17 protein-coding genes are annotated in these 23,554 nt (G+C 71.2%); 13 read left to right on the top strand and 4 right to left on the bottom strand.

The genetic code is table 11. The features are described 5' to 3' along the window. Positions 1–141: 141 nt before the first annotated feature. On the bottom strand, positions 142–1,119 hold the full coding sequence (locus ACIPFH_RS12145) for a zinc-binding alcohol dehydrogenase family protein (protein ID WP_401825421.1): 978 nt from the start codon (positions 1,117–1,119) through the stop codon (positions 142–144). 137 nt (positions 1,120–1,256) lie between these two features. Here ACIPFH_RS12145 and ACIPFH_RS12140 point away from each other — a divergent pair, with 137 nt between their 5' ends. Together ACIPFH_RS12140 and ACIPFH_RS12135 are read left to right on the top strand one after the other, a co-directional pair. Next, positions 1,257–1,610: an ArsR/SmtB family transcription factor gene (locus ACIPFH_RS12140; protein ID WP_401825419.1), complete on the top strand. Its 354-nt coding sequence runs from the start codon at positions 1,257–1,259 to the stop codon at positions 1,608–1,610. A 173-nt stretch (positions 1,611–1,783) separates the two neighbouring features. Continuing rightward, positions 1,784–2,770 carry a hypothetical protein gene (locus ACIPFH_RS12135; protein ID WP_401825418.1) on the top strand — a complete coding sequence of 329 codons (987 nt, stop codon included), beginning with the start codon at positions 1,784–1,786 and terminating at the stop codon, positions 2,768–2,770. A 228-nt stretch (positions 2,771–2,998) separates the two neighbouring features. Here ACIPFH_RS12135 and ACIPFH_RS12130 read toward each other — a convergent pair whose 3' ends face one another. Next, positions 2,999–3,595: an HD domain-containing protein gene (locus ACIPFH_RS12130; RefSeq protein WP_401825417.1), complete on the bottom strand. Its 597-nt coding sequence runs from the start codon at positions 3,593–3,595 to the stop codon at positions 2,999–3,001. Positions 3,596–3,660: 65 nt separating this feature from the next. On the opposite strand from ACIPFH_RS12130, the gene ACIPFH_RS12125 reads away from it, so the two are divergent. The 10 genes from ACIPFH_RS12125 to ACIPFH_RS12080 all read left to right on the top strand — a co-directional run bounded on the left by ACIPFH_RS12125 (position 3,661) and on the right by ACIPFH_RS12080 (position 20,531). Beyond that, positions 3,661–4,194, top strand: a complete 534-nt coding sequence (locus ACIPFH_RS12125; RefSeq protein WP_401825415.1) for a hypothetical protein — start codon at positions 3,661–3,663, stop codon at positions 4,192–4,194. A gap of 161 nt (positions 4,195–4,355) precedes the next feature. Continuing rightward, the gene (locus ACIPFH_RS12120) at positions 4,356–4,691 is read left to right on the top strand and encodes a hypothetical protein (protein WP_401825413.1); all 336 of its coding nucleotides are present in this window, start codon (positions 4,356–4,358) and stop codon (positions 4,689–4,691) included. 833 nt (positions 4,692–5,524) lie between these two features. Further along, complete coding sequence (locus ACIPFH_RS12115) at positions 5,525–6,580, top strand: LacI family DNA-binding transcriptional regulator (RefSeq protein ID WP_401825411.1); 1,056 nt, start codon at positions 5,525–5,527, stop codon at positions 6,578–6,580. Positions 6,581–6,744: 164 nt separating this feature from the next. Then, positions 6,745–7,989, top strand: coding sequence for an extracellular solute-binding protein (locus ACIPFH_RS12110; protein WP_401825410.1), 1,245 nt, complete (start codon positions 6,745–6,747; stop codon positions 7,987–7,989). 19 nt (positions 7,990–8,008) lie between these two features. Beyond that, positions 8,009–8,992, top strand: coding sequence for a carbohydrate ABC transporter permease (locus ACIPFH_RS12105; RefSeq protein WP_401825408.1), 984 nt, complete (start codon positions 8,009–8,011; stop codon positions 8,990–8,992). A gap of 80 nt (positions 8,993–9,072) precedes the next feature. Next, positions 9,073–9,834 carry a carbohydrate ABC transporter permease gene (locus ACIPFH_RS12100; protein ID WP_401826823.1) on the top strand — a complete coding sequence of 254 codons (762 nt, stop codon included), beginning with the start codon at positions 9,073–9,075 and terminating at the stop codon, positions 9,832–9,834. Between the two features lie 103 nt (positions 9,835–9,937). After that, complete coding sequence (locus ACIPFH_RS12095; protein ID WP_401825407.1) at positions 9,938–11,704, top strand: amylo-alpha-1,6-glucosidase; 1,767 nt, start codon at positions 9,938–9,940, stop codon at positions 11,702–11,704. Between the two features lie 84 nt (positions 11,705–11,788). After that, positions 11,789–14,980 carry an RICIN domain-containing protein gene (locus tag ACIPFH_RS12090; RefSeq protein WP_401825405.1) on the top strand — a complete coding sequence of 1,064 codons (3,192 nt, stop codon included), beginning with the start codon at positions 11,789–11,791 and terminating at the stop codon, positions 14,978–14,980. Between the two features lie 380 nt (positions 14,981–15,360). Continuing rightward, positions 15,361–15,972, top strand: coding sequence for a hypothetical protein (locus ACIPFH_RS12085; RefSeq protein WP_401825403.1), 612 nt, complete (start codon positions 15,361–15,363; stop codon positions 15,970–15,972). Next, complete coding sequence (locus ACIPFH_RS12080) at positions 15,969–20,531, top strand: HAD-IC family P-type ATPase (protein ID WP_401825401.1); 4,563 nt, start codon at positions 15,969–15,971, stop codon at positions 20,529–20,531. Before ACIPFH_RS12085 ends, ACIPFH_RS12080 begins: the two co-directional genes overlap by 4 nt. 396 nt (positions 20,532–20,927) lie before the next feature. On the opposite strand, the gene ACIPFH_RS12075 is transcribed toward ACIPFH_RS12080, so the two are convergent. Beyond that, complete coding sequence (locus tag ACIPFH_RS12075; protein ID WP_401825399.1) at positions 20,928–21,293, bottom strand: STAS domain-containing protein; 366 nt, start codon at positions 21,291–21,293, stop codon at positions 20,928–20,930. Positions 21,294–21,514: 221 nt separating this feature from the next. On the opposite strand from ACIPFH_RS12075, the gene ACIPFH_RS12070 reads away from it, so the two are divergent. Next, complete coding sequence (locus ACIPFH_RS12070; RefSeq protein ID WP_401825397.1) at positions 21,515–21,943, top strand: ATP-binding protein; 429 nt, start codon at positions 21,515–21,517, stop codon at positions 21,941–21,943. 604 nt (positions 21,944–22,547) lie between these two features. Here ACIPFH_RS12070 and ACIPFH_RS12065 read toward each other — a convergent pair. Next, complete coding sequence (locus tag ACIPFH_RS12065; protein ID WP_401825395.1) at positions 22,548–23,369, bottom strand: CAP domain-containing protein; 822 nt, start codon at positions 23,367–23,369, stop codon at positions 22,548–22,550. Between the last annotated feature and the right edge of the window lie 185 nt (positions 23,370–23,554).

The following is a 23,554-nucleotide window of genomic DNA, read 5'->3' as shown; positions in this document are numbered from 1 at the left end:
GCCGGGCCTACGGCCGCGAGGCGCGGGTCGCGTGGAAGGGGATTTCGGCCGGGTGGTGGCCGTGGCCGACGAGCCATGCCCGGTCGCCGGCCGTCGTCCTGCCGAGGGCCGGCGACCGGCTTGCGCCCGGGCCGACTGCTCTCAGTCGGCCACGCGTAGCAGCAGCTTCCCCGTCGACGTACGCCCGCCCATCAGCCGGTGCGCCTCGGCCGCCTCCGCCAGTGGGAACTCCGCGGTGATCGGAAGGCTCACGCTGCCGTCGGAGACCGTACGGAAGGCGCGCTCGGCGAGGGCGCGCAGCGCCTCGGGCGCGGTCTGTGCGAGCCCCAGGATGGAGAAGCCGCCGACCGACCGCCCCCTTCCGTACAGCTCGGGCTGTCCGACGTGCCACGGTTCGGCCCCGCTCGCGTTGCCGAAGGACACCAGGCGTCCGAAGACTGCCAGCGCGTCGAGGCCGCGGCGCAGGGTGTCGCCGCCCACCGGGTCGAGTACCAGGTCGACCCCCTTGCCGTGGGTTGCGCGGCGGACGTCGTCGGCGAAGGCGTCGCCGACGAACACCTCGTCGTAACCGTGCTTGAGCGCGTGCTCGGCCTTGGCCGCCGAGGACACCACGCCGTACACGGTGCCGGCGCCCGCCGCCCGGGCGAGTTGCCCGGCCACCGTGCCGATGCCGCCCGCGGCGCCCTGCACCAGCACGGTCTCCCCGGCCCGCAGCCGCCCCACCTCGTGGATCAGGGCGTGTGCGGTCGGCACCACGGTGGGCAAGGTGGCGGCGGTGCGCAGGTCCAGGCCCTCGGGAAGCGGGAAGACGGTGACGGCGTCGGCGACGACCACCTCGGCGTAGGCCCCGCCGTCGACGAGCGCGGCGACCTCCTGTCCCGGGAGCAGCCCCTGGACGCCGTCGCCGACGGCCCGGACCCGTCCCGAGACCTCCAGCCCCGGCCGGAACGGCAGCGACTGCACCCGGTAGCCCTCGGCGCGCGCCTTGAGGTCGGCGAAGTTCACGCCGACGTAGGCGGCGTCGATGGTGACCTGGCCCGGCCCGGGTTCGGGAACCTCGGCCTGGACGACCTGCAGCACCTCGGGGGCGCCGTACTCCTGGAACTCGACTGCGCGCATGACGGATCACCGCACCCTTCGATGAGTGTTCAACGGGAAGCGAACACTTGGACTGTAAGATATCCATCGAACACTCGACAACCGGCCGGGACGCTCCGCGTGGCATCCGGTCGGGAACGCGTGGCGACGGGAGGGGTATGTCGAACGAGGTTGCGGGCGGTTCTCACCGTGCGGCGCCGGTGCACACGGATCCCGAGGAGGTGTCCGTGCTCACAGCGCTGTCCGCGGTCTCCGACCCCGTGCGCATCACGCTGATCCGCGAGCTGGCGGGCTCCGCCGACTGGACGCGCAGCTGCGGCAGCTTCGACGTGCCCGTCGGAAAGGCCGCGCTCAGTCACCACTTCTCGGTCCTGCGCGGCGCCGGTCTGGTGGAACAGCGTGACGAGGGGGCCAGGCGGGTCAACCGTCTGCGCCGCGAGGAGTTCGAGGAGCGCTTTCCCGGGCTGCTCGCCCTGCTCCTGCGCGAAGACGGCGCCGGTGAGGCCCGCTGATCGGGCTGGCTCCGCACCCCCCGGAGGTCGGCTCGTCCAGGACGAGGACACAACGCACGCGCCCCGGCGGCCCCGCATGACATCCACCGGCCTCAGCACCCCGCCCCGCACCCAGCCCCGGTAGGCCGATCCGACGGCTGTACGGCCCGGAGCCGGTGGGGCAGACTGCAGACATGGGGGATGTGCTCAGCAGCGGCCCGGACCGACCGCCCTGGAGACCACCGCGCCGGCTGATCACCGCGGCCGCAGCCGTGGCCCTGTCCGCGGCACTCGTGGTGGGCATCGTGGCCGTGAGCGGGTCCGACGAGAAGACCCCGGCGGCACCCCCGACCTCGTCGTCGCCATCGCCTTCCGGCAGCGCCTTTCCCGACGGCCCGGACGCGATCACCAGGGAGGGGCAGACCCCCGGCCTGGTGATCGCAGGGTTACCGCTGCCCCGCAACGCCACGCTGATCAAGAGGGACCGCAGAGCTTACGAGGGTCCGTCGACAGTGGTCCTACGACGCTCGGACGGGTCTTTGGGACGGCACGGAGCGGTGGTCACGTTCCCCGTGCCCCCGCCGCAGGGGGGACGCCCGGTCCGTGTCGGCAGCGTCTCGGGAAGGGCCCTCGAGCGTGAGATCACCTGGCCGGTCGGGGGCTCTTACGCACGGGTCCGAGGGGATCTGCCGCAGTCCGAGCTGGTCGCTGTCGCCGCCGCTGTCGGCGTCGTCTCGGGTCGCCCCGAGGTGGATCCACCACCCGGCCTTTCCGTGACGGCCACGGGCACCTCACGCCCGTCCTCCATCCACGAGGCCCGCTACAGCTCGAGGGAGACCGGCGAGGCCGACGAGCTCTCAGGCGGACTCACCTTCACCGGCGTCGCCCGGTGCGGCGGCCTCGAAGACCAGTTGTACGCCACCCGCGTCCAGACGGCGGGGACCGTGCACGGCAAGCCCGCGGTCGTCACATCGGCGTTCGGTGGCAACGGCGCGCTGGCCTGGGAGCCGGTGCCCGGTGTCGTGGCGTACATCGGCTACAGCGGGGCTCAACTCGACGAAGGCGCCGTCGCCGCCCTGCGCCGTCTGGCTGCGCGGGCACGTCTGCTGAGTCCCGAGCAGTGGCAGGCCACCGGCCCCGCAACGAGCGATCAGACCAACGACTTCGGCACACCCGGTTGATCCTCGCGACTCACGAGTCATCGGCAGGCGCAACACACGACGGTGAGGGCGGGCCCACCCGCCCACGGCAGGACGATTCCGGCGCAAGCGTCGTCGTCCCGGTGCGGATGTTCCTTGTCGCAGACCTGGGTCGGGCCGGCAGAATGCCGACTTCGAGGAGTTCGTCCGCAGGCCGGTGACACAGTTGCCGCACATACGTGTCACGCATCACTGCCTACGTTGCCGGCTTCAAGCCTGGGCGTGGCCGTATCGCGCCCTGGCCGAGGTCAGGTCGGGTTCGCCGAACCGGGCCCGCAGAAGACCGAAGGCGTGGACCTTGTCCGCGCCGAACTTCTCCACGTGCGTGGCATAGGAGTCGGCGCTGAGGAACGTCGGGGGAGTCGTCTTGCTGTGGAACTTGTCGGCGTACATGACCAGTTGCTCCTCGACGGTCTCGGCCAGATAGTCGGCCTCGGGTATGGCGAGTCCCTGCTTGCGGATGTCGTGCCGGGTAAGGCCGACCCCCGTGTGGCAGGAGCAGAAGCGGCGCAGACGCTCGGGGAATCCCTCCTCGCGGAGGATCTCGTGGCCGAGGACGCCGTGGCGGATGTAGTTGTGGTGATCGAGCCGACCTGCCCGGTCGTACAGCCGGTAGACGCCGACGTCGTGGAGCAGGGCGCCGATCCGGACAAGGTCGGCGTCGAGGGGGAGGTCTGTCCGGGTTGCCAGCTGTTCGGCGATGCCGCAGACGATTTCGCAGTGGGTGAAGACGAGGTCCAGTGCCTCCCGGGATGGCGCGTACCGCTCGTGGAGTGCGCGTACCTCATCGACCGTCGGAAGGATCATTTCGGCAGCCTACATTCCCATCAGACAGTTTTGAACACGTTCAATTATGGGCGTACGCTGCCCTCATGAGTGACCGAGCTGCCCTGGTGAAGGGCGTCCGTGCGTGGTTGGCCTTCTTCGTCGTCTGTCTGGTGCTCAGTGGCGCCACCGCCTTCCCACTGGTGCACGAACTGCGCTGGTCCGAGGAGTTGTTGCGGCACCTGTCCGTCCCCGACCGGTTGCCCGGCCTCATGGAGTGGATCGAGCGGGTCCGGCGCGGACTCGACACCGCCGACGCGGACCACCCCTTCCTCCTCTACGGAACGGACTGGCTGGCCTACGCCCATCTCGTCATCGCCGTCGCCTTCTACGGCCCCTACCGCGACCCGGTGCGCAACATATGGGTCGTCGAGTTCTCGATGATCGCCTGCGTCGGAATCATCCCGCTCGCACTGATCTGCGGTCCTCTCCGAGAGATTCCCTTCTGGTGGAGCGTGATCGACATGTCGTTCGGGGTGTTCGGGGTCATCCCGCTGTACGTGGTGCGGAAGAAGATCAAGCGGTTGGAGGCGATGACGGTCGGCGTTCCCGCACCGGCCGTTGTCCGAGAGGGAGTTTGAGGTCCGGTCGAGGGGCGATCGATCGGTGACGCGGCCCCCGCGTCGTGACCGCTCCCTTGGTCTGGAGGATCCGCCCGGGAACTCGTGCCGACCGGGTTCGATCCTCTGAGGCTGCTCAAGTTCCTTGGCAACGAGGGAAGCCGACGGCCAGGATGATTCACATGACGGGAATCGCGGGGTTGAACAAGAAGCACAACTTCGTGCTGACGATCCGGGACGCGGACGTGGTCGCCGCGGCGCTGCGCCAGGCGCTCGCCGAGGCGGCGCCCGAGGAGCGGCCGGGACTGGAACGTGCCGTCGCCCTCGTGGAGTCCAGCGCCGCGGCCGAAGAGACACGGTTGCGCGCCCGCTGGGTCCGCTCGCGTCTGGCCGCGGTCGGCTTTCATGGGGACATCAGCTCGGTTGCGGCGGTGAAGGCACTGCGTCAGGCGGAGCCGAAGCTGAGCCTGCTGGCCGCGGTGCAGCTCCAGCGCGAGGCGGCGGCCCTCCCGGAGTGAACAACCGACCCGCCGTCCCGGTTGGGCTCGGCGGGCGGCGTAGCGGCGACCTGGACGGACCCCGCCCTCCTGGACCCCCCTTCCTGTACTGACCGGCGCCGACGGCCGTCTGCCGCAACCGCTCGGAACCGGCACGTCGGGTCGGACAAGGCCCTGAGGAGACGACTCCGTGACTGGGCCGGCGCCGGCCGGCGTCAGCGGCGCAGGTACCGGGTTATCCGTTCCAGCAGGAGGTAAGTCGTGGCGAGCGCGCAGCGGTGTCGACGAACGGCGGCGTTCGGCAACACGGCGGGCCGGGTGGCGACGTCGACCAACGCGCGGTCCATCACCGTTCTTCACGATCGTCCACGACGCTGCGCGCGGTCGGTTGACCCGACAGTCGTGTCAGTTGACCCGACAGTCGTCCATGAGCCCCGGTTCCCAGAGGCCGCTACCGACAACCGACCGACCGTGTAGGTCAGCGGCCCTCTCGCCCACATCTCCTCGAACCGGTTCGAGTGGTCTGGCGTCGAGGAAACCGGTCGGCGATACACCCGACCCGGATCCCTTCGGCCGCGCACGGCCGGCCGTCCGGGCGGGCGCAGCGCGGCTCCGTTCACCGATTCCCGCAGCTGACCTGCTGGTGAGCGGGAGGCGTGGAGGCAGGCCGGATGCCACGTCTGCGCACACTCACGTTTCCGGTCCGTTACGAGGAATTCGGCAAGAGGCGTTGACACCCGTCCGGGTTGCTCCTACCTTCACTTCACGCGAACCGGTTCGACGACCACCATCTGGCCGATTTCGTTCTTTGGAATCATCGAACCGATTCGACCGCTCTCAGCAAGGAGCCCCCCGTGAACATCGGTGAGATTGCCAAGCGGTCCGGTGTTTCGCGGAGCACCGTGTCGTATGCCCTGAGCGGGAAGCGCCCGGTGTCCGAGGACACCCGACAGAAGATCCAGCGGGTCATCGACGAGCTGGGCTACCAGCCCAACGCGAGTGCGCGGGCCCTGGCCAACGGCCGGACCAGCACCATCGGTCTGGTCTTCCCGCCGGCCGGGAACCACTACACCGGCATGCAGCTGGACTTCATCGGGAGCGTCACCGAGGCCGCCGCAGCCTACGACTACGACGTGCTGCTGTCTCCGAGTGGTGTGGACAGCGACCGCTCGTTCCAGCGGCTGCTGGGGGAGCGCCGGGTCGACGGCGCGATCCTGATGGAGATCCGGCTGCAGGACGACCGGCTGGACCACCTCACCGCGGTGGATTTCCCCTCCGTCGCCATCGGCCGCAGCGCCCGACCCGAGGGCAGCTGGTGGGTGGGCCTGGATCACACGGCACTGGCGGCGGCCTGCGTGCACCATCTCGCGGACCTGGGGCACCGTCGGGTCGCCTTCGTCAACCGTCCCGAGCAACTGCTTCGGGCCGGGTACGAGTCGGCCCGGCGTGGACTGGACGGTTTCACCAAGGCCGCGGCGGAACGCGGACTCACCGTCCGGACGTACTGCTGCGGGGACGACGCCGCCTCCGGCCTGTCCTGTCTGGAACGGATCCTGCACGACGATCCCGCCACCACGGCCCTGGTCACCTTGAACGAGGCCGCCCTGGGCGGGCTCTACCGAGGGCTGGCCCAGGCCGGCCGCCATGTGCCACGCGACTTCTCCGTCACCGGAGTGGTGGCCGGCCGGTGGGCGGAGACGGTGACCCCGCAGCTCACCGCGGCGGACGTGCCGGCGGAGCAGATGGGCCGCCTCGCCGTCGACCTGCTGGTCGAGCGGCTCGACCACCCCGACGCACCGCCCCGGCATCACCTGCTCACGCCGCCGATCTCGTTGCGAGCCAGTACCGCACCCGCCGGCGCCGGACCCGCCGACCCCGCTGCGGACCTCGGCGCCCCCAGGCATCTCTGACCGCCACCCCGCAGCCTCCCGTACACCCTCCGCACCACACACCGGCCGACCGGGCAGCTCACCGCCCGGGTTCGGCGGGCCCAGCACCCCCCCGATCACCCTCCCAGGGCACACCTGTGCCGATCCCAGGGCACAGCTGTGCCAAGAACGACGAGGAACAAGCCATGAACCGATCTGCCAGACGGCGTCTCACCGCCGCAGTCCTGACCGTCGCCGCCGTCACCACCGGCGCCACCGCGTGCTCCTCCGGCGCGGGCGGCACCTCGACGAAGGCCGCGGACGCCGGCACGTACACGATCTGGGACCCGTACCCGCAGTTCGACAAGAGCTCGGCGTGGGCGAAGCTCCTGGACGGCTGTGGCACCGAGGCCGGGGTGAAGATCAAGCGGACCGCGTTCGACACCAGCGACCTGACCAACAAGACGCTCCTCGCCGCGCAGCAGGGCAACTCCCCGGACGTCCTCATCGTCGACAACCCGGTGGTGTCGACCCTGGCGGAGGCGGGCGTGCTGACCTCGACCGACGACAACAAGCTGGACGTCTCGAAGGTCGACCGCAACCTGCTCGCGGCCGGTCAGTCGGGCGGGAAGGCGTACGGCACGCCCATCGGCGCGAACACCCTCGCCCTCTACTACAACAAGGCAGTGCTGAAGGACGCAGGCGTCGACATCGCCTCGGTCAAGGACTGGAAGTCGTTGACGGCGGCGCTGGAGAAGGTCAAGGCGGCGGGCAAGAAGGGCATCACGTTCTCCGCGATCGGCACGGAGGAGGGAAGCTTCCAGTTCCTGCCCTGGTACTGGGGCTCCGGAGCCCAGCTGACCGCACTCGACTCCGGCCAGGCCGTCTCCGCGCTGTCGCTGTGGAAGAACTGGCTGGCCAAGGGCTACGCCCCCAACTCGGTGATCAACAACACCCAGACCACCAGCTGGCAGGAGTTCGCGAGCGGCGACTACGCGTTCGCGGAGAACGGGACCTGGCAGCTCGCCAACGCCGACAAGGCAGGCTTCGACTACGGCGTCATCCCCGTCCCCGCCGCCACGGGAGGCGACGCCGCGGCCCCGACGGGCGGCGAGTTCGTCACCATCCCCGTGCAGGACGACACCGCCCGCTACGCCACCACGCAGAAGCTCGTGTCCTGCCTCACCAACAGCCAGAACCTGCTCGAAACCGACACGACCCTGTCCTATGTGGCACCCACCACCGAAGTCCAGGACAAGCAGGTCGCGGCGAACGCCAAGCTCAAGCCCTGGGTCGACGCGGTCCAGGCGGCCAGGGGCCGCACCAGTGACGACCTGGGCACCAAGTACCCGAAGATCTCGGAGCAGTTGTGGAAGGCGGTCCAGTCCGCGCTCAGCGGGTCGGCGTCCCCGAAGGACGCGCTCGGCTCGGCACAGTCCGCCGTCAAGTAACCAGGACTCCGGCCAGCCGATGAAGCACATGACACAGTCGCCGGACCGTCGGCCGGTGCTCGACCGGAACGGGGCGGCAAGTGCCGCCCCGCCCCCGGCCCGCACCGCGACCCGGCGTCGTCCCGCCTCCCAGCAGTGGGCCGCCTGGGCGTTCCTCGCCCCGGTGACCCTCTATCTCGCTCTTTTCTACGCCTATCCGCTCTACCGCAACCTCGATCTGAGTCTGCGGGATTACACCGTCCGCTCGTTCGTGCAGGGCGACGCGCCGTTCACGGGCCTGGCGAACTACAGGGCCGTCTTCGATGATCCGACGTTCGCTCCGGCCCTGCTGCACACCGTGGTGTTCACCGCCGTGTGCCTGGTCTTCCAGTATGCGATCGGCTTGGCGCTGGCGGTCTTCTTCAACCAGCACTTCCGGCTCTCCGCCACCCTGCGCGCGCTGTTCCTGGTGCCGTGGCTGCTGCCGCTGATCGTGTCGGCCTCGACCTGGTCGTGGATGCTCAACAGCGACTCCGGCATCGTCAACGCCACGCTGCACGCGGTCGGCATCGGCCCGGTGAACTGGCTGACCTCGCCATCGTGGTCGCTGGCCTCGGTGATCATCGCGAACGTCTGGATCGGTGTTCCCTTCAACCTGGTCGTGCTCTACAGCGGCCTGCAGTCGATTCCCACCAGCCTCTACGAGGCGGCCGCCCTCGACGGGGCGGGCCCCTGGCGGCGCTTTTGGAGCATCACCTTCCCGCTGCTGCGCCCGGTGTCCGCGATCACCCTGCTGCTGGGCCTGGTCTACACGCTCAAGGTCTTCGACATCATCTGGATCATGACCAAGGGCGGCCCGGCCGACGCCTCCACCACCTTCGCCACCTGGTCCTACCAGCTCGGCTTCGGCAACCTGCTGCCCGCCTTCGGCCCCGGAGCGGCCGTCGGCAACCTGCTGGTCGTCGCCGCCCTGGTCTTCGGCCTGGTCTACGTCCGGGTCCAGCGAAAGCAGGCACTGTCGTGACCAGAACCGCCGTCCACACCCTCAAGCGCCGCGACCGTACCTGGGTCAAGACGACCGTCGGTGTCCTGCTCACCGCGGTCATGCTCTTCCCGGTGTACTGGATGATCAACGTGTCCTTCACCCGCGACCAGGACATGCGCAAGTCCCCGCCCGACCTGTTCCCCGCGCATGGCACCCTGGCCGGCTACCGCGCCGTCCTCGACCAGCAGTTGCCCTACCTCGGCACCAGCTTCGTCATCGGCCTGGGCACCGTCGTACTGACCGTGGCGCTGGCCGCACCCGCCGGCTACGCGCTGGCGAAACTGCGCCCCCGCGGCGGGGGCGTACTCAGCTTCATCCTGCTCGTCGCCCAGATGGTCCCCGGCATCATCATGGCGATGGGCTTCTACGCCATCTACCTCAGCCTCGGCCTGCTCCAGTCCGTGCCCGGCCTGATCGTCGCCGACTCCACGCTCGCCGTTCCCTTCGCGGTCCTGATCTTCACCGCGTTCATGTCCGGCATCCCCGGAGAGCTGATCCAGGCCGCGCAGATGGACGGAGCGAGGCCCCTGCGCACCTTCTGGTCGATCGTCCTGCCGATGAGCCGCAACGCCGTCGTCACGGTGTCGCTGTTCGCGTTCCTGTGGTCCTGGTCCGACTTCATCTTCGCCAGCACCCTCGCGGGCGGCGGGGCGCACGAGCCGATCACCCTCGGCATCTACCACTACATCGGCAACAACAACCAGGAGTGGAACGCCATCATGGCCACCGCCGTCGTGGCCTCCCTGCCCGCCACAGTGATCCTGGTCCTCGCCCAGCGCTACGTCGCCGCCGGGGTGACGGCCGGCGCCGTCAAGGACTGACCCGGCCACGCGCATGAGCCGCGCTCTCCACGAGCCGCCCCGCGAGCACCGTCGCCCGCCCGGCAGACCGCCGATCCCCCGCTCAAGAAACGAGTACGCCCTCATGACCGCCGTACCGTCCGGCCCGGCATTCTCCGTTCACGACATACCCTTCAGCACCCATGGTTCCTGGTTCGGCATCTCTCCCGTGCTGGCGGAGAAGACGTACGCCGAGGACCTCCACCTCGTCTCGCACCAGAACGGCATGCACGCCGTCCTGCGCCTCGTCCCCCTCGACGCGGCGACCGGCGAGCGGGCCGAGACCGCCGTCCGGGCGACGCCGGGCCTGCTCAGCTGGACCGGTGCGGACGGGCGCATCGACCTCGCCTACGAGTCGCCCGACACCGTACGCATACACGGCACCGGTCTCGGGTTCGCCATCAGCGCGGCGGCACACGCCCTGACCCCCTTCGGCGGGACCTACTTCTACCGCGACCCGGTCGACGACGCGCATGTGTTCACCTCCTACGAGACGGGCCGCCGCTACCGCATCACCGTGCTGTCCGGCACGGTTCCCGACGTCTCGGGTGCGCAGGCGCTGGGCGCCGCTGACCGCGGCCTCACGGTCACCGCCGGGGCCGACGGCTCGTGGGAGGCCGCGGTCGAGGAACTCGACAGCGCGCGGCAGCCCTACGTTTCCTCGGCTTCGTTCGGCGAGGTCATGGAGAACGCGCGGCAGTCGTTCGCCGCATTCGTCGACACGGTCGCCCCGTGGCGCTCCACCGGCACTCCCGCAGCCGAACTCGCCGCCTACGTGGTGTGGTCGGCGACCGTGCGCCCGGCGGGGCTGCTCACGAGGCCCGCGGTGCTGATGTCCAAGCACTGGATGGACAAGGTCTGGAGCTGGGACCACTGCTTCAACGCCCTGGCCCTGGCCCCCGGATCCCCCGGCCTCGCCCGGGACCAGTTCGCGCTGCCCTTCGACCACCAGGACGACAGCGGCGCTCTGCCCGACTCCGTCACCCACTCCGAGGTCCTCTACAACTTCGTCAAACCGCCCATCCACGGGTGGGCCTTCGGCCACCTGCGCCGACTGCTTCCCGAGCCGCTCACCCCGGCGCAACTGACCGAGGCGTACGAGAGACTGACCCGCTGGACGGACTTCTGGCTCACCGCGCGGCGCGCCCCCGGCGCCGAACTTCCCCACTACCAGCACGGAAACGACAGCGGCTGGGACAACGCCACCACCTTCGACCCCGGACGCGTGACCGTCACCGCCGACCTCGCCGCGATACTGATCCTCCAGCTCGACGAACTGGCCCGGCTGGCCGCCGAACTGGGCTTCCCGGACGACGCCCGGCGCCGCGCCGAAACGGCCGACGCCCTCCAGGCGGCCCTGCTGGACGAGCTCTGGGACGGCGAACGGTTCCTGAGCCGCCCGGCCCACGGTGGAGCCCTCGCCCGGAGCGCCAGCCTGCTCGATCTGATGCCGATCGTGCTCGGCGACCGGCTGCCCGCCGAAACCCGCGACCGGCTGGCCGAACAGATCGAGGCCCACCTCACCGCCTTCGGCCTCGCGACGGAACACCCCGGCTCCCCGCACTACGAGTCCGACGGCTACTGGCGCGGCCCGATCTGGGCTCCTGCCACCGTCCTCATCGAGGACGGCCTGCGCCGCGCCGGGCACGAACGCCTCGCGGACGAGATCAGCGCCCGCTTCCGCGCCCTGTGCGAAACGTCCGGCTTCGCCGAGAACTTCGACGCCCTGACCGGCCAGGGACTGCGCGACCGCGCCTACACCTGGACCGCCAGCAGCTACCTGCTGCTCGCCCGCGACCACCACCGTCGCGCGGAAGCCGGGACCGAAACCACCGTCACCGCCACCGCCTGACCCGCGAGCGAGAACCCACCCACACGTCCGGCACGGGGGCCGGCGCAGCAACAACCAGCCGCATCCCTGAAGGGACGTAAGCACATGCCGAGAATCGGGCAAAGGCGCTCGACCACGAGACGCCTTCTCCATGGCATTACCAGCACGCTGATTCCGCTGACCGTCATAGCCGGTGTCACCACCGGGTCGGCAACGCCGGCCTCTGCCGCCACCCCCACCCTCACCGTCGATCTGGGCACCACCACCGGAGCCTTCCACGGCGGTGCCTCCGGCGCGCTGTACGGCCTGTACGGCCCGGACGTGCCGACGAACAACCTCATCGAGGGGATGGGGCTGCAGACCACCAACACCAAGTACCAGGACGGTCAGCAGCACCCCGGCTCGGACGCGCTGGAGATCGCCAAGCCCTTCGTGGACAGCGGCGGCAAGGACATCCTGATCTATATGACGGACGTGTACCGCGCCAACTACGAACGCGCCAGCTACACGGCCTACCAGGCGACCATGAGGACACAGGTCGAGCAGGCGATGGCCAGCCCCTACGCGAGCCGCATCGTCTTCATCCCCTACAACGAGCCCGACCTGAACTGGTTCAGCGGCATGCGCACCAACTCGACCGCGCTGGCCAACTTCAACGCCGAGTGGCGCCAGACCTACAACTTCGTCAAGGGCATCTGGCCCGCGGCACGGCTGGCAGGGCCCAACACCTCCGGCTACACCTCCTCGTCCCTCAGCGGCTTCCTCAGCTACTGCAAGACCAACAACTGCCTGCCCGACGTCGTGACCTGGCACACCCTGGGCAGTCCCGCGGACGTGCGCAGCACCGTCAACTCCTACCGCTCGGTGGAGACGGCCGCGGGGATCACCTCCCCGATCGCCATCAATCTCAACGAGTACGCCCACCGCTACCACCTCACCGACCCCGGCCAGATGGTGCAGTGGATCGCGGCGCTCGAGGACAAGAAGATCGACGGCAACCTGCCGTACTGGAACATCAACGGCAACCTCGGCGACTCCGCCGCCGCCCAGAACACGCCCAACGCCCAGTGGTGGCTGTACAACTGGTACAGCTCGATGAGCGGCAACACCGTGAAGGTCACCGGCGCCGCGTCCGATGCCGCGTACACCCTTCAGGGCCTGGCAAGTCTGGACACGGCCAAGAAGCAGGCCCGCGTCATCCTCGCCGGGGGCGGCACCAGCGGTGCCTCCGACACGGTCATCAAGAACATCGACCCCGCGGTCTTCGGCAGCACCGTGCACGTGAGCGTGCTCCAGGACCGCTACAGCGGCTACATCGGCGCGGCGGCCACCCCGACCCGGCTCTCCGACGCCGACGTCGCGGTGGGCTCCGACGGCTCGATCACCCTGCCCGTCACCCTCGACGCGATGTCCGCCTACGAGGTGATCGTCTCCCCCGGCGGCACCGGCAGCACCACCGCCTCCGACAACACCTGGTCGGCCACGTACGAGGCCGAGAACGCCACCCTCAGCGGCAGCGGCTACAACATCAACACCGAGGGCACCACCGGGAACGTCGGCGGTTTCGCCACCTCGGGAACCAAGGACGTCGGCGGTCTGCGCACCGGCTCCAGCACCGTCATCGGCTTCCCCGTCACGGTGCCCACCACCGGCGACTACAAGGTGTCGGTCTTCGGCAACAGCTACGCCAAGGACGCCCAGGTCCACGGTCCGACCGACGTGTACATGCGCGTCGACGGCGGCGCGTCCAAGAGGGTCGACATACCGGTGGGCTTCCAGTGGGTGGTGTGGGGCCACAGCGACACCACCGTGCACCTCACCTCCGGCAGCCACACCATCACCCTGGCCACCACCGGCGACAACGGCGCGGCCACCGACGGCGACGCCATCGTCGACAAGATCGACCTCCAGTACCAGGACCCCGCCGTCCAGGGCACCACGCTCTACGAGGCCGAACAGGCCTCGCTGTCCGACAGCGGCACCACCACCTACACCTCCCAGGGCCAGTCCGGCGCGGGCGCGGTGAACCTCACCTCCGGCAAGTCCGCGACGTTCTGGGTCTACTCCGCCCGCGACGGCTACGCCGACCTGACCGCCCGCTACCGCAACACCGGCCAGGCCGACCTCACCGTCAACGGCAAGGCGGCCGACGACCAGACCCTCTCCGGCGCGACGACCAGCGCCTGGTCCACCTCCACCAACCGGGTCCACCTGACCGCCGGCATCAACAAGGTCAAGGTGACCGGCGCCGCCGGCACCCTCGCCCTGGACGACCTGGCCGTCACCCCGTTCAGCGCCACCGACGCGGTCACCACCGGCAACGTCGTCACCTACCAGGCCGAGAACGGCACCCTCACCGGCACCGCGGCCGCCGACACCACCTCCAGCCAGGCCAACGGCGGCGTCGTCACCGGCATCGGCAACGGAACCGCCAACTCCCTCACCCTCAACGTCAGCGCACCCACGGCCGGCACCTACGCCATGACCATGCGCTACGCCAACGGCGAGGAACTGCCCTCCAACCACTACAACCCCGACCTGTACGCCGAGCACGCCGACGTCAGCGTCAACGGCGGCACCGCCACCCGCGTCAACTTCGCCAGCACCCTGCACTGGAACCAGTTCAACGACTACACCGTCCCCGTCACCCTCACCGCGGGCGCGAACACCGTCAGGTTCACCGCCTCACAGCTCTACGACTACGACGGCACCACCATCGGCCTGGTCTACTCAGGCGGCGGCACCGACATCGGACAGCCCATGCGCTCCAGCTCCGCGCCCCACCTCGACCAGGTCTCCTTCGGACCCGCGAGCCTGCACATCGGCGCCTCGACCGGCTTCTCCTCCACCGCCGTCGCCCAGCACAGCGCGCTCTGCCTCGAAGACCCCGCACAGTCCACCGCCGACGGCACCCAGTACCAGCAGAACACCTGCGGCGCCGGCCAGGAACAGCGCTTCGACTTCCACCCCGTCAGCGGCGCGACCGACACCTACACCGTCATCAACCACTCCAGCGGCAAGTGCCTCGACATCTCCGCCCTCTCCACCGCCAACGGAGCCGCCGTCCAGCAATGGACCTGCACCGGCGCCAACAACCAGCAGTTCACCCTGCGCGCGGTCACCGCTCTCGGCAACAGCCACGACTACCAACTCGTCGCCGTCCACAGCGGCAAGTGCGTCGACGTCAGCACCATCTCCACCACACCCGGCGCGAAGATCCACCAGTGGACCTGCGACACCGGCAGCACCCTGACCACCAAGAAGAACCAGATCTGGCGCCTGCTCGGCAAGAGCTGACCAGCAGCGGATCCCACCGCGTTCCCCGGCCACGCCGGCAGAGACATCCCACCCCCATGCAGAACCCCGTGAGAGGGCCACGGCACCCGGCCGTGGCCCTCCGCGCGCGTACCGGGCGAATCAGGGCGCTGCCGTCGCCGGGGTCACTGCCGTGCCAGAGCCACCCGCGCCGGCGTGGCGCCGGTCTCGCCGACCACGGCCTCGGCGGGGAGCGGTCGGCGTGGACGACCGTCACCGGCGTGCCGTGGCCGGACGCGGGCAGGAGAGGCGAGCACGGCGGCCGTGGGGCGGGGCTGAGGAGCCCCGCCGGGACTCAGGATGACTCTGCGAAGTGCGGGAACTCGGGTGTCGCAAGGTCAGGTGTCAACCTGAGGAGAGTCATGGTCGAGCAGAAGTCGCAGCCGGGGCTCCCGCAGCCACTGCGGGCAGCCGCCTCGGTGCTGCGCAAGGTGCCCGGCGCCGGGATGGTGACCCGGGCGGGCGAGGACGTGCTGGACAAGGTCGGAGCGGTGTCGCCGCGTGGGCGGCGGATCGCGGTGTACACCGGTGCAGGGGTGCTCGGCGTCGCGGGCGTCGTGGAGTGGCCCGTCGCGGTCACCGGAGCTGCGGTGGCGTGGCTGACGCAACAGCGGCGGGAGGAGTCGGCGGGGACTCAGAAGACCGAAGAGACCGAAGAGACCGAGGAGAGCCAAAGGAACCAGGAGATCGAGGAAGGTGCCACGGCGGTCGGTGAGACCGCGCGCAGCGGGGGAGCAGAGGGTGCCGACCCGTCCGGGGCGGCCGCGGGCCACGCGTCCGGCTCGGTACCCACGCCAAAGGTCATGGCGTCGCCCGGCAGGCCCTCCTCGGAGGGCACGGCGACGTCCGCGACGCCTTCCGACAAGTTGCCGTCGCACGGCGAGGCGCCGCCCGCCGGATCCCCCACGAGCGGCGGACCCGGCGGCTCGACGACCACCCGACATGCCGGTACGCGCGGCCCGGGCGAGCGATGAGCAGGGGACTTCTGAGCCGCCCGACGGCGGCCGCGGCCGGGCTGGTCCTGGCCGGGCCGCGCCTGCTCGCCCGCGGCGCGGCACCGGCGGTGGGCGCGGCCGCCGGAGCGGTGGCGGGGACGGCACGGGCCGGCGTACGGGGCGCGGACTTCGCGCTGCGGCTTGCCGGGGTCGCCCGTGCGGCCCTCCCCGGTGGCACCGCCGACTGGCGGACGGGCACCCGGGCGCACCTGGCACTGCGAGAGGCCGTGCCCGAGGACCTGCGGCAGGCCGACGCCGCCGGATGGGCGGCGAAGGCGGCGGGTGGGCCGGACGACGCCGAGCGGACGGCTCAGCCGGCGGGCGGCCCGGGCGGTGCGGAGCCGTCGGCCGCCGGTGCGGCCTTCCCGGCGCGGAGCTCGGCCGGCGCCGGGCACACGGCACGGCAGGGAGCCGGGGGCGAGGACTCGGCGACGGGACAGCCGGCCGGTGAGGACCGCCCGGCGGGCGGCCCGGGCGGTGCGGAGCGCACCCCGTCGTGGTCCCGTCGTACGGAAGACCTCGCGCGGCGCGTGGCCGTGGATCTGGCCGAGCATCCGGACGTGGCGCTCGCGTACTGGGACCGTGGGCTGGCGCGGCTGGTCGTGGTGGCGACCGAGGACGCGGTCGGCGACCGGGTCATGGAGCGGGCGGCGGAGCTCGCCGAGCGGCACGGGCTCGTCCCGGACGACGACACAGTGGAGGAGCTCGGTCACCCGGGCGATCCAGCTTCCGTGCGCACCGCCGCGGCGGCGCTCGCGGCCGACGCCGTGGGCGTCGCAGCGGCCGTGACGGGGTCCGCGCTGCGGCTGCCGTCCTCGCCCCGTATGGCGACCGCGGCGCTGACGCTGCTGCGCGAGAACCCACGCTTTCGCTCCTGGCTGCGCGCCCGGCTCGGCAGTGCCCGCATGGACGTGGCACTGGCCGTCGCGAACGCGGCCGTCCACGGCGCGGGCCAGTCCCCGACCTCGCTGCTGCTCGACGGCGCACTGCGCACCTGCCAGTTGGCGGAGGCGCTGGTGCGCACGGCAGCCTTCGAGACCGTGCACGACCAGCTGTGCCGGCCGGGGCGGGACAGCGTGCCCGCGGACGCGTCCCTGCGTCCGCCGCTCAGGACCTCCCCGGCCCAGGAGTACGCCGCTCATGCCTCGACCGGCAGTGTCCTGGGCGCGGCGGCGACGCTGCTCGTCAAGCACGACGTCAACGAGGCGGCGGAGGCGGTCCTCGCCGGCTCGCCCAAGGCCGCCCGGTACGGGCCCGCCGCCTTCCACGCCGTGCTGAGCGGCGCGCTGTCCCGGGCGGGCGTACTGGTGCGCGACCCGGACCGGCTGCGCCAGCTGGAGATGGCCGGCACCGTCGTCCTGCACCCGAGCGCGCTGCGGACCCCCGGCGACGGAGCGGACCCGTGGACCGAGGCCGTACTGGACGCGGCTCGACAGGCCGGGCTGCGGGTCGTCGTCGTGGACGATCCCGCGCTGGCCGACTTCACCGGGCTCGCCGACCAAGTCGTCGGCGCCGACCGGCCGTTGAGCGAGGTGGTGGACGAACTGCGCCAGGAGGGCGGCGTCCTCACGGTCGCCCGCCCCCGCCCCGGCGAGGACGCGGACGTGACCTGCGGCCTCCTCCACGGCGACGTGGCCGTCGCCCTCGCCGACGGGGACGGCCAGGTCGTCTGGGGCGCGGACGTCCTCGCCCCACACGGACTCCTCGACGTGTGGCGGGTGTTGACCGCCGTATCGGTGGCCCGCGCGGTCGGTCGCCGGTCCCAGACGCTGGCCCGGTCCGGCGCCGCGCTGTCCGGGCTGCTCGTGGCCGTCGGCGAGTCCCGCCGGGGGACCCCTGCGCCGCTGCCCGGCCTGCGGCACGCGCCGGTCGACGTGGCCGCCGCGGCGGCCCTGTTCACCGGTGTGCGCGCGGCCCTCGGCGTGGCGGTGGCTCGCGCGCCGCACCCCCGGCCGAGGGTGGCCTGGCACGCGCTGGGCCCGGACGACGTACGCGAACGGCTGGCGCACGAGGCGCCCCCGGAGCCGGCCGCCGCCGAGCAGGCGACCGCCCGGGTGCGCGCGGTGCTCGACCCCGTCGTACGACTGCCCGTGCTGGCCCCGGCCCGGTGGTCGCTGCAACTGGCCCGGGCCGTGCGCAGCGAACTGGACGACCCCCTCACCCCGGTCCTGGCGGTCGGGTCGGCCGCGTCGGCGATTCTCGGCTCCGCGATGGACGCCCTGCTGGTCCTCGGCGCCCTCGATCTGAACGCCCTGGTCGGCGGCGTCCAGCGGCTGCGGGCCGAGCGGGCCCTGTCCGGACTGTTCGCGCAGCAGAAGCAGAAGGCGCGGGTCGCCGAAGAGGAGCCGTCGGCCGAGCCTCATGTCGTGGACGCGGCCAAACTCAGCCCGGGCGACGTCATCGACCTCAAGGCCGACGACGTCGTGCCCGCCGACGCCCGCCTGCTGTGGGAGGACGGACTGGAGGTCGACGAGTCCGCGCTGACCGGTGAGTCCCTGCCGGCGGACAAGTCCACGGATTCGGCCCCCCGCGCCCCCGTGGCCGAACGGCACTGCATGGTCTTCGAAGGGACGACCGTGGTGGCCGGACGCGCCCGGGCCGTCGTCGTGGACACCGGCGACCGCACCGAGGCCGCCCGGGCCGTCTCCCTCGCCGCCCGTGTCCCGTCGGCCGGCGGAGTCCAGGCCCGGATCCAGGAACTCACCCGCAAAGCCATGCCGTTGACGATGGCGGGCGGCGCCGCGGTGACCGGCCTGTCGCTGCTGCGCGGCACGCCGATCCGGCAGGCGGTGAGCGGCGGAGTGGCGGTGGCGGTCGCCGCCGTACCCGAAGGGCTGCCGCTGGTGGCCACGGTCGCGCAACTGGCCGCCGCCCGCCGGCTCAGCAGCCGCGGTCTCCTCGTGCGCACCCCGCGCACCCTGGAGGCGCTGGGCCGCATGGACACCGTCTGCTTCGACAAGACCGGCACCCTCACCGAGAACCGGCTGCGCCTGGTACGGGTGGCCGGCGCGGACGGCACGGTCCACACCCTCGACGAGCCGGACGCCGCCGACACGCTGCGGGTCGCCGCCCGCGCCTGCCCCCGGCTGAACGGCGACTCGGTCCGGCCGGCGCACGCCACCGACGAGGCCGTCCTGGACGCCGCCGGAGCCGACCCGCAGTGGACGCAGACCGAGGGACTGCCCTTCGAGGCAGCCCGCGGATACGCCGCCGCCGTCGGCCGCACCGGGGACGGCTCACGCGTGCTGGTCGTCAAGGGCGCCCCGGAAACCGTCCTGCCCACCTGCTCCGACCTTCCCTCCCACGCCTCCGACCGGGCACATGCGCTCGCCGGTGACGGACTGCGCGTCCTGGCGGTGGCCCGGCGCCCCTTGGAGGAGGACGAGGAGGCACAGGACGCACTCCAAGAGCCCATGCGGGCACTGGAGTTCACCGGGCTGCTGGCGCTGGCCGACGTGGCGCGCGAGACGTCCCCGGCCCTGGTGCGCGGGCTGCGCGAGGCGGGCGTACGACCGGTCGTGCTGACCGGCGACCATCCGCAGACCGCCCGCGCCATCGCCGCGGACCTGGGCTGGCCGGAGGACGCGAGCGTGGTCACCGGTGACGAACTGGCCGCCGCGGACCGTTCGACCCGCGCCCGGATGCTGCGGGACGCGGACGTCGTGGCCCGGGTCGCGCCCGAGCAGAAACTCCAGGTCGTCGAGGCCCTCCGGGACGCCGGCCGGGTGGTCGGCATGGTCGGCGACGGCGCGAACGACGCCGCGGCCATCCGCGCCGCCGACATCGGCGTCGGCATCAACGCCCGCGGCTCGGCTGCCGCCCGCAACGCCGCCGACCTCGTAGTCACCGGCGACGACCTGTCCGTGCTGATCGAGGCGGTCCACGAAGGCCGCGCCCTGTGGCACAGCGTCGCGGACGCCATCGCCATCCTCATCGGCGGCAACGCGGGCGAGGTCGGCTTCGGCATCCTCGGCACGCTCCTGTCGGGCGCCGCGCCCCTGTCCACCCGCCAGATGCTGCTGGTGAACCTGTTCACGGACCTGTTCCCGGCGATGGCGGTGGCGGTGACACCGAAGAAGACGGCGGAGGGGGAGAGGGCCGGCACGGACGCCGGCGAGCCCCTCGGTACGACCCTCCTCGGCGCCCCTCTCATCCGTCAGATCCGGCACCGTGCTCTCACCACGTGTCTCGGGGCTACCGTGGCCTGGCTGTTCGGACGCTTCACGCCCGGCACGGCCCGCCGTTCGACGACGATGGCGCTGTGCGCGGTCGTCGGTACGCAACTCGCCCAGACGCTGACCGACCGCCGGGACAGTCCGCTCGTCCGTGCCACGTCCCTGGGCTCGGCCGTCGCACTCGTCGCACTGGTCCAGACCCCGGGCGCCAGCCAGCTCTTCGGCTGCACCCCCCTCGGCCCGCTCGCCTGGGCCGGAGTGGCGGCGGCCATCGCCCTGGCGGTGGCAGGGCAGCGTGCCGTGCCGAAGGTGGAGGAGGCGATCATCAGGCGTTGGCCGACTCTGGCAGCGCGACTGGGCTGACGGGAAGACGCGTCCGGACCGACACTGGCGCTGGAACGCCGCCGGCGATCTCACACCTGGAGGGAGCCTGACCAAGTCCGTTCGGGTGACAACAGGTCAGCGGCCGGCGCCGTGTGCAGTGATCCTGGAAGCCAGGGCACACACAGGCCGCCAGGGGCCACGGAGCGTAACGGCTCCGAGCGTGCCGCGCCTGATGCGGCGGTATGGCACCGATGCGAGGAAGATGGGCGGTGAGCTCCCGTTCCGTGTTTCCCCCGAGCCGGGACGGGAGCTCGCAGGCGTCCCGCGTCCCCTGCGGGGACGATCGTCCGTCTGAAGCCCCACCGGCCCCTCGCCGCGACGGGCACCATCCCGCGCGTCTCACCGACGAGGGCACGGACACGGCCGAGCAGGGCTTCAGGCGTTCAGAGCCTGCTCGACGGTGGGGTGGCAGTCGATGATCTCGTCGAGACCGACCAGGTGCAGCAGTCGCACGACGGACTCGTGGGCGCCGGCGATGCGCAGCCATCCCTGAGCGGCGCTCACGCGCCGGTGGGCGGTGACGAAGACGTTGATCCCGCTGGAGTCCATGAAGGTCACCCCGCTCAGGTCCGCCACGATCCGCGGCGGCATCGCGCCGCCCTCGGACATCAGCGCCTGACTGAAGGCGTCCTTGACGCCGTGGTCGATCTCGCCGCACACCATCACGACGAGGACGCCGTCGACCACCTCGGGCTGGACGGAGAACCGGCCGGGCCGGTCTTCCTTCTGGATGCCGCTCACCGTCTCCTCGACTGCGCCTGGGCTTGCCCGATCAGGGCGTGCTGCGACGATTCTGCCCCACCGCTGCGGCAGCATGCACCCGGACGGTCGAGCCGAACGGCTCGCCGGTGGCATGCATGCCGCCGGCGCGGGTACCGGCGGACATGAACGGGGGAGTGAGGCCGAGATACGTGGGACCCCATGCGGACGGTGACGGCTGTACCGGCACGGAAGAGCACCTGATGCGCGCCGGCTATGCCCTAAGAGGAGGCGACGGGTGCATCGCCGACGCCCGCCACCACGCCACCGCCTTCCTCGACCAAGCCCACGCCGACCATCACCTGCCCGTACCCTCACGCGCCAGGGACCTCACCCAGCTCGTGGTCAGCGAACTGGTCACCAATGCCCTCAAATACGCCCCCGGGCCCGTCCTGATGGAACTGCGCATCAACGCTCATGCCGTGGACGTCGTCGTGTGGGACAGCGACCCCACCGTTCCCGCGGCCCGGGCCGCGGATCCCGACAGGATCGGCCAACACGGCCTGGAGATCGTCAAGGCCGCCACCGAGTCGCTCTTCACCGAGCAGGAACCCGTCGGCAAGCGCATCACGGCCCGCATCGCCCTGTCCGACGACCCCGCGGGACACGACACCCGTCGGCGCACCCGGTAGCGGCCGCCGCCGCCCCCGTCGCCCCACTGCCTTGTCACGACGGTCGGCCGAAGAATCCACGGGCCCGAGGGGGCGGGCGGCATGACACCCTGCCCTCCTTGGTCGGATGCAGCCATTCGTCGACCGGCTCACCTCGGCGTCCGGCCTCCGGCTCGGTTGTCCAGGTACTCGATCAGCGCTGCCTCTCTGCGAAGCAGCCGTTCCCGCTGATCCTCGGGAACCGATTCCAGGGCGTCGACCAGAACGCGTGTCCGTGGCACGTGAACCATCGCTCCGGAGAAGATCCGGCAGACGGAACACCACGCGAAGCCGACGCATCGCTCGAACATCGAGGACTCGGGCGGATGGAAGCGGTACTGGTAGGAGCGGACGACTGCCCCGCAAGCAGCGCAGATTCGTCGTTCTCCGTCCTGGACCGTGTCCCAGACCGAGACCTTGACCCAGTGCCGTCGTCCGGCCGGTGCTCTTCAAGTCGCCATGCGCGGCATTCTCCCGCACCGGCAGGCCGGGGCGTCAGGCAGGGCGTGGCGTGCGGTGGGGAACTCGTCGAGCGGTGCGAAGCAGTGCGAACAGGACCACCCGCGGGAGGCGCCTTGGGTATCGGCTACCGCGCGGTTCCGAAGTCCTGCGTCCAGTAGCTGCCAGGCTGTGCCACTCCGACGCCGATTTCCTTGAACGCGCAGTTGAGGATGTTCGCCTTGTGGCCGGGGCTCGTCATCCAGCCCGCCATGACCTGCTCGGGTGTGGCGTAACCGTAGGCGACGTTCTCACCGTAGGTGCTCCAGCTGTAGCCGGCGCGCGTGATCCGGTCCCCGGGGGAAGTCCCGTCGGACCCGGTGTGCGACATGTTCTGGTGAGCTGCCATGTCCACGCTGTGTGCCTGGGCGGCCTTCGTGAGAACGGCGTTCAGCGTCAGCGGCGAGCAACCCACCTTGCCGCGCTCGGCGTTGACGAGTTGCACGATGCGAGCGGTGGTCCCGGACGCCGGCGCGGCGGCCTTGGGAGTGCTGGGCGATGTGGGGGTGGCGGAGGCGGGGGGCTTCGCAGTGCTCGAAGGCGGCCTGGTGGTCGTGGGCGTGGCGGCCGTGCTCTTCGCGGTCTTCGAAGCGCCGGCCGTTTTGGGCCTCTGCGTGGTGGGCTTCGGGGTGGGCGCAGCGGTGGTCGGCGTCTGCGACGCTGCCGGAATGGGCTCGCTGGGCGCGGTGACGTTCCCGCCCCGGCCCCAGCCGCCTTGCGCGGCGCGATCCCTGGCGGCGTCGCTCCACCAGTCCCTGGCGGTGTTCTTTTCGGCGCTGTAGAGCTGGTGCTCTCCGCTGTCCCGCCAGTCGGTACAGGCCAGAGCGACCGATGGCACGCCCAAGGTGCCCATGGTGACTGCGGCGATGACTATTCGCCGGTAATGCTCTTTTTTGCGATGCTTACCCATGCGTGACCTCACTCGGTAATCGCCGAGCGCCCTTGTCCGGCTGGCTCTGCGCGGCTCGGCTCCTGAACTGCGGAGACGCCCTGCGAGTCGTCATTCTCAGGACTGCTTCACACCAAGAGCAATGGGCCGTTGTACTACGTTGCTTCGTAGTGCCAGGACCGCCCTTGTCATGGGCGCTGGGGCGT

The sequence above is a fragment of the Streptomyces sp. NPDC088157 genome (assembly GCF_044741545.1).
In the GTDB taxonomy this organism is placed as follows: Bacteria; Actinomycetota; Actinomycetes; order Streptomycetales; family Streptomycetaceae; genus Streptomyces.
This window is presented reverse-complemented; position numbering and strand designations above follow the sequence as displayed.

What these genes read in the sequence shown, in the direction of transcription:
- ACIPFH_RS12145 (WP_401825421.1), bottom strand. Translation starts at nt 1,119, where the DNA reads ATGCGCGCAGTCGAGTTCCAGGAGTACGGCGCCCCCGAGGTGCTGCAG.
- ACIPFH_RS12140 (WP_401825419.1), top strand. Translation starts at nt 1,257, where the DNA reads ATGTCGAACGAGGTTGCGGGCGGTTCTCACCGTGCGGCGCCGGTGCAC.
- ACIPFH_RS12135 (WP_401825418.1), top strand. Translation starts at nt 1,784, where the DNA reads ATGGGGGATGTGCTCAGCAGCGGCCCGGACCGACCGCCCTGGAGACCA.
- ACIPFH_RS12130 (WP_401825417.1), bottom strand. Translation starts at nt 3,595, where the DNA reads ATGATCCTTCCGACGGTCGATGAGGTACGCGCACTCCACGAGCGGTAC.
- ACIPFH_RS12125 (WP_401825415.1), top strand. Translation starts at nt 3,661, where the DNA reads ATGAGTGACCGAGCTGCCCTGGTGAAGGGCGTCCGTGCGTGGTTGGCC.
- ACIPFH_RS12120 (WP_401825413.1), top strand. Translation starts at nt 4,356, where the DNA reads ATGACGGGAATCGCGGGGTTGAACAAGAAGCACAACTTCGTGCTGACG.
- ACIPFH_RS12110 (WP_401825410.1), top strand. Translation starts at nt 6,745, where the DNA reads ATGAACCGATCTGCCAGACGGCGTCTCACCGCCGCAGTCCTGACCGTC.
- ACIPFH_RS12105 (WP_401825408.1), top strand. Translation starts at nt 8,009, where the DNA reads ATGAAGCACATGACACAGTCGCCGGACCGTCGGCCGGTGCTCGACCGG.
- ACIPFH_RS12100 (WP_401826823.1), top strand. Translation starts at nt 9,073, where the DNA reads ATGCTCTTCCCGGTGTACTGGATGATCAACGTGTCCTTCACCCGCGAC.
- ACIPFH_RS12095 (WP_401825407.1), top strand. Translation starts at nt 9,938, where the DNA reads ATGACCGCCGTACCGTCCGGCCCGGCATTCTCCGTTCACGACATACCC.
- ACIPFH_RS12090 (WP_401825405.1), top strand. Translation starts at nt 11,789, where the DNA reads ATGCCGAGAATCGGGCAAAGGCGCTCGACCACGAGACGCCTTCTCCAT.
- ACIPFH_RS12085 (WP_401825403.1), top strand. Translation starts at nt 15,361, where the DNA reads ATGGTCGAGCAGAAGTCGCAGCCGGGGCTCCCGCAGCCACTGCGGGCA.
- ACIPFH_RS12080 (WP_401825401.1), top strand. Translation starts at nt 15,969, where the DNA reads ATGAGCAGGGGACTTCTGAGCCGCCCGACGGCGGCCGCGGCCGGGCTG.
- ACIPFH_RS12070 (WP_401825397.1), top strand. Translation starts at nt 21,515, where the DNA reads ATGCGCGCCGGCTATGCCCTAAGAGGAGGCGACGGGTGCATCGCCGAC.
- ACIPFH_RS12065 (WP_401825395.1), bottom strand. Translation starts at nt 23,369, where the DNA reads ATGGGTAAGCATCGCAAAAAAGAGCATTACCGGCGAATAGTCATCGCC.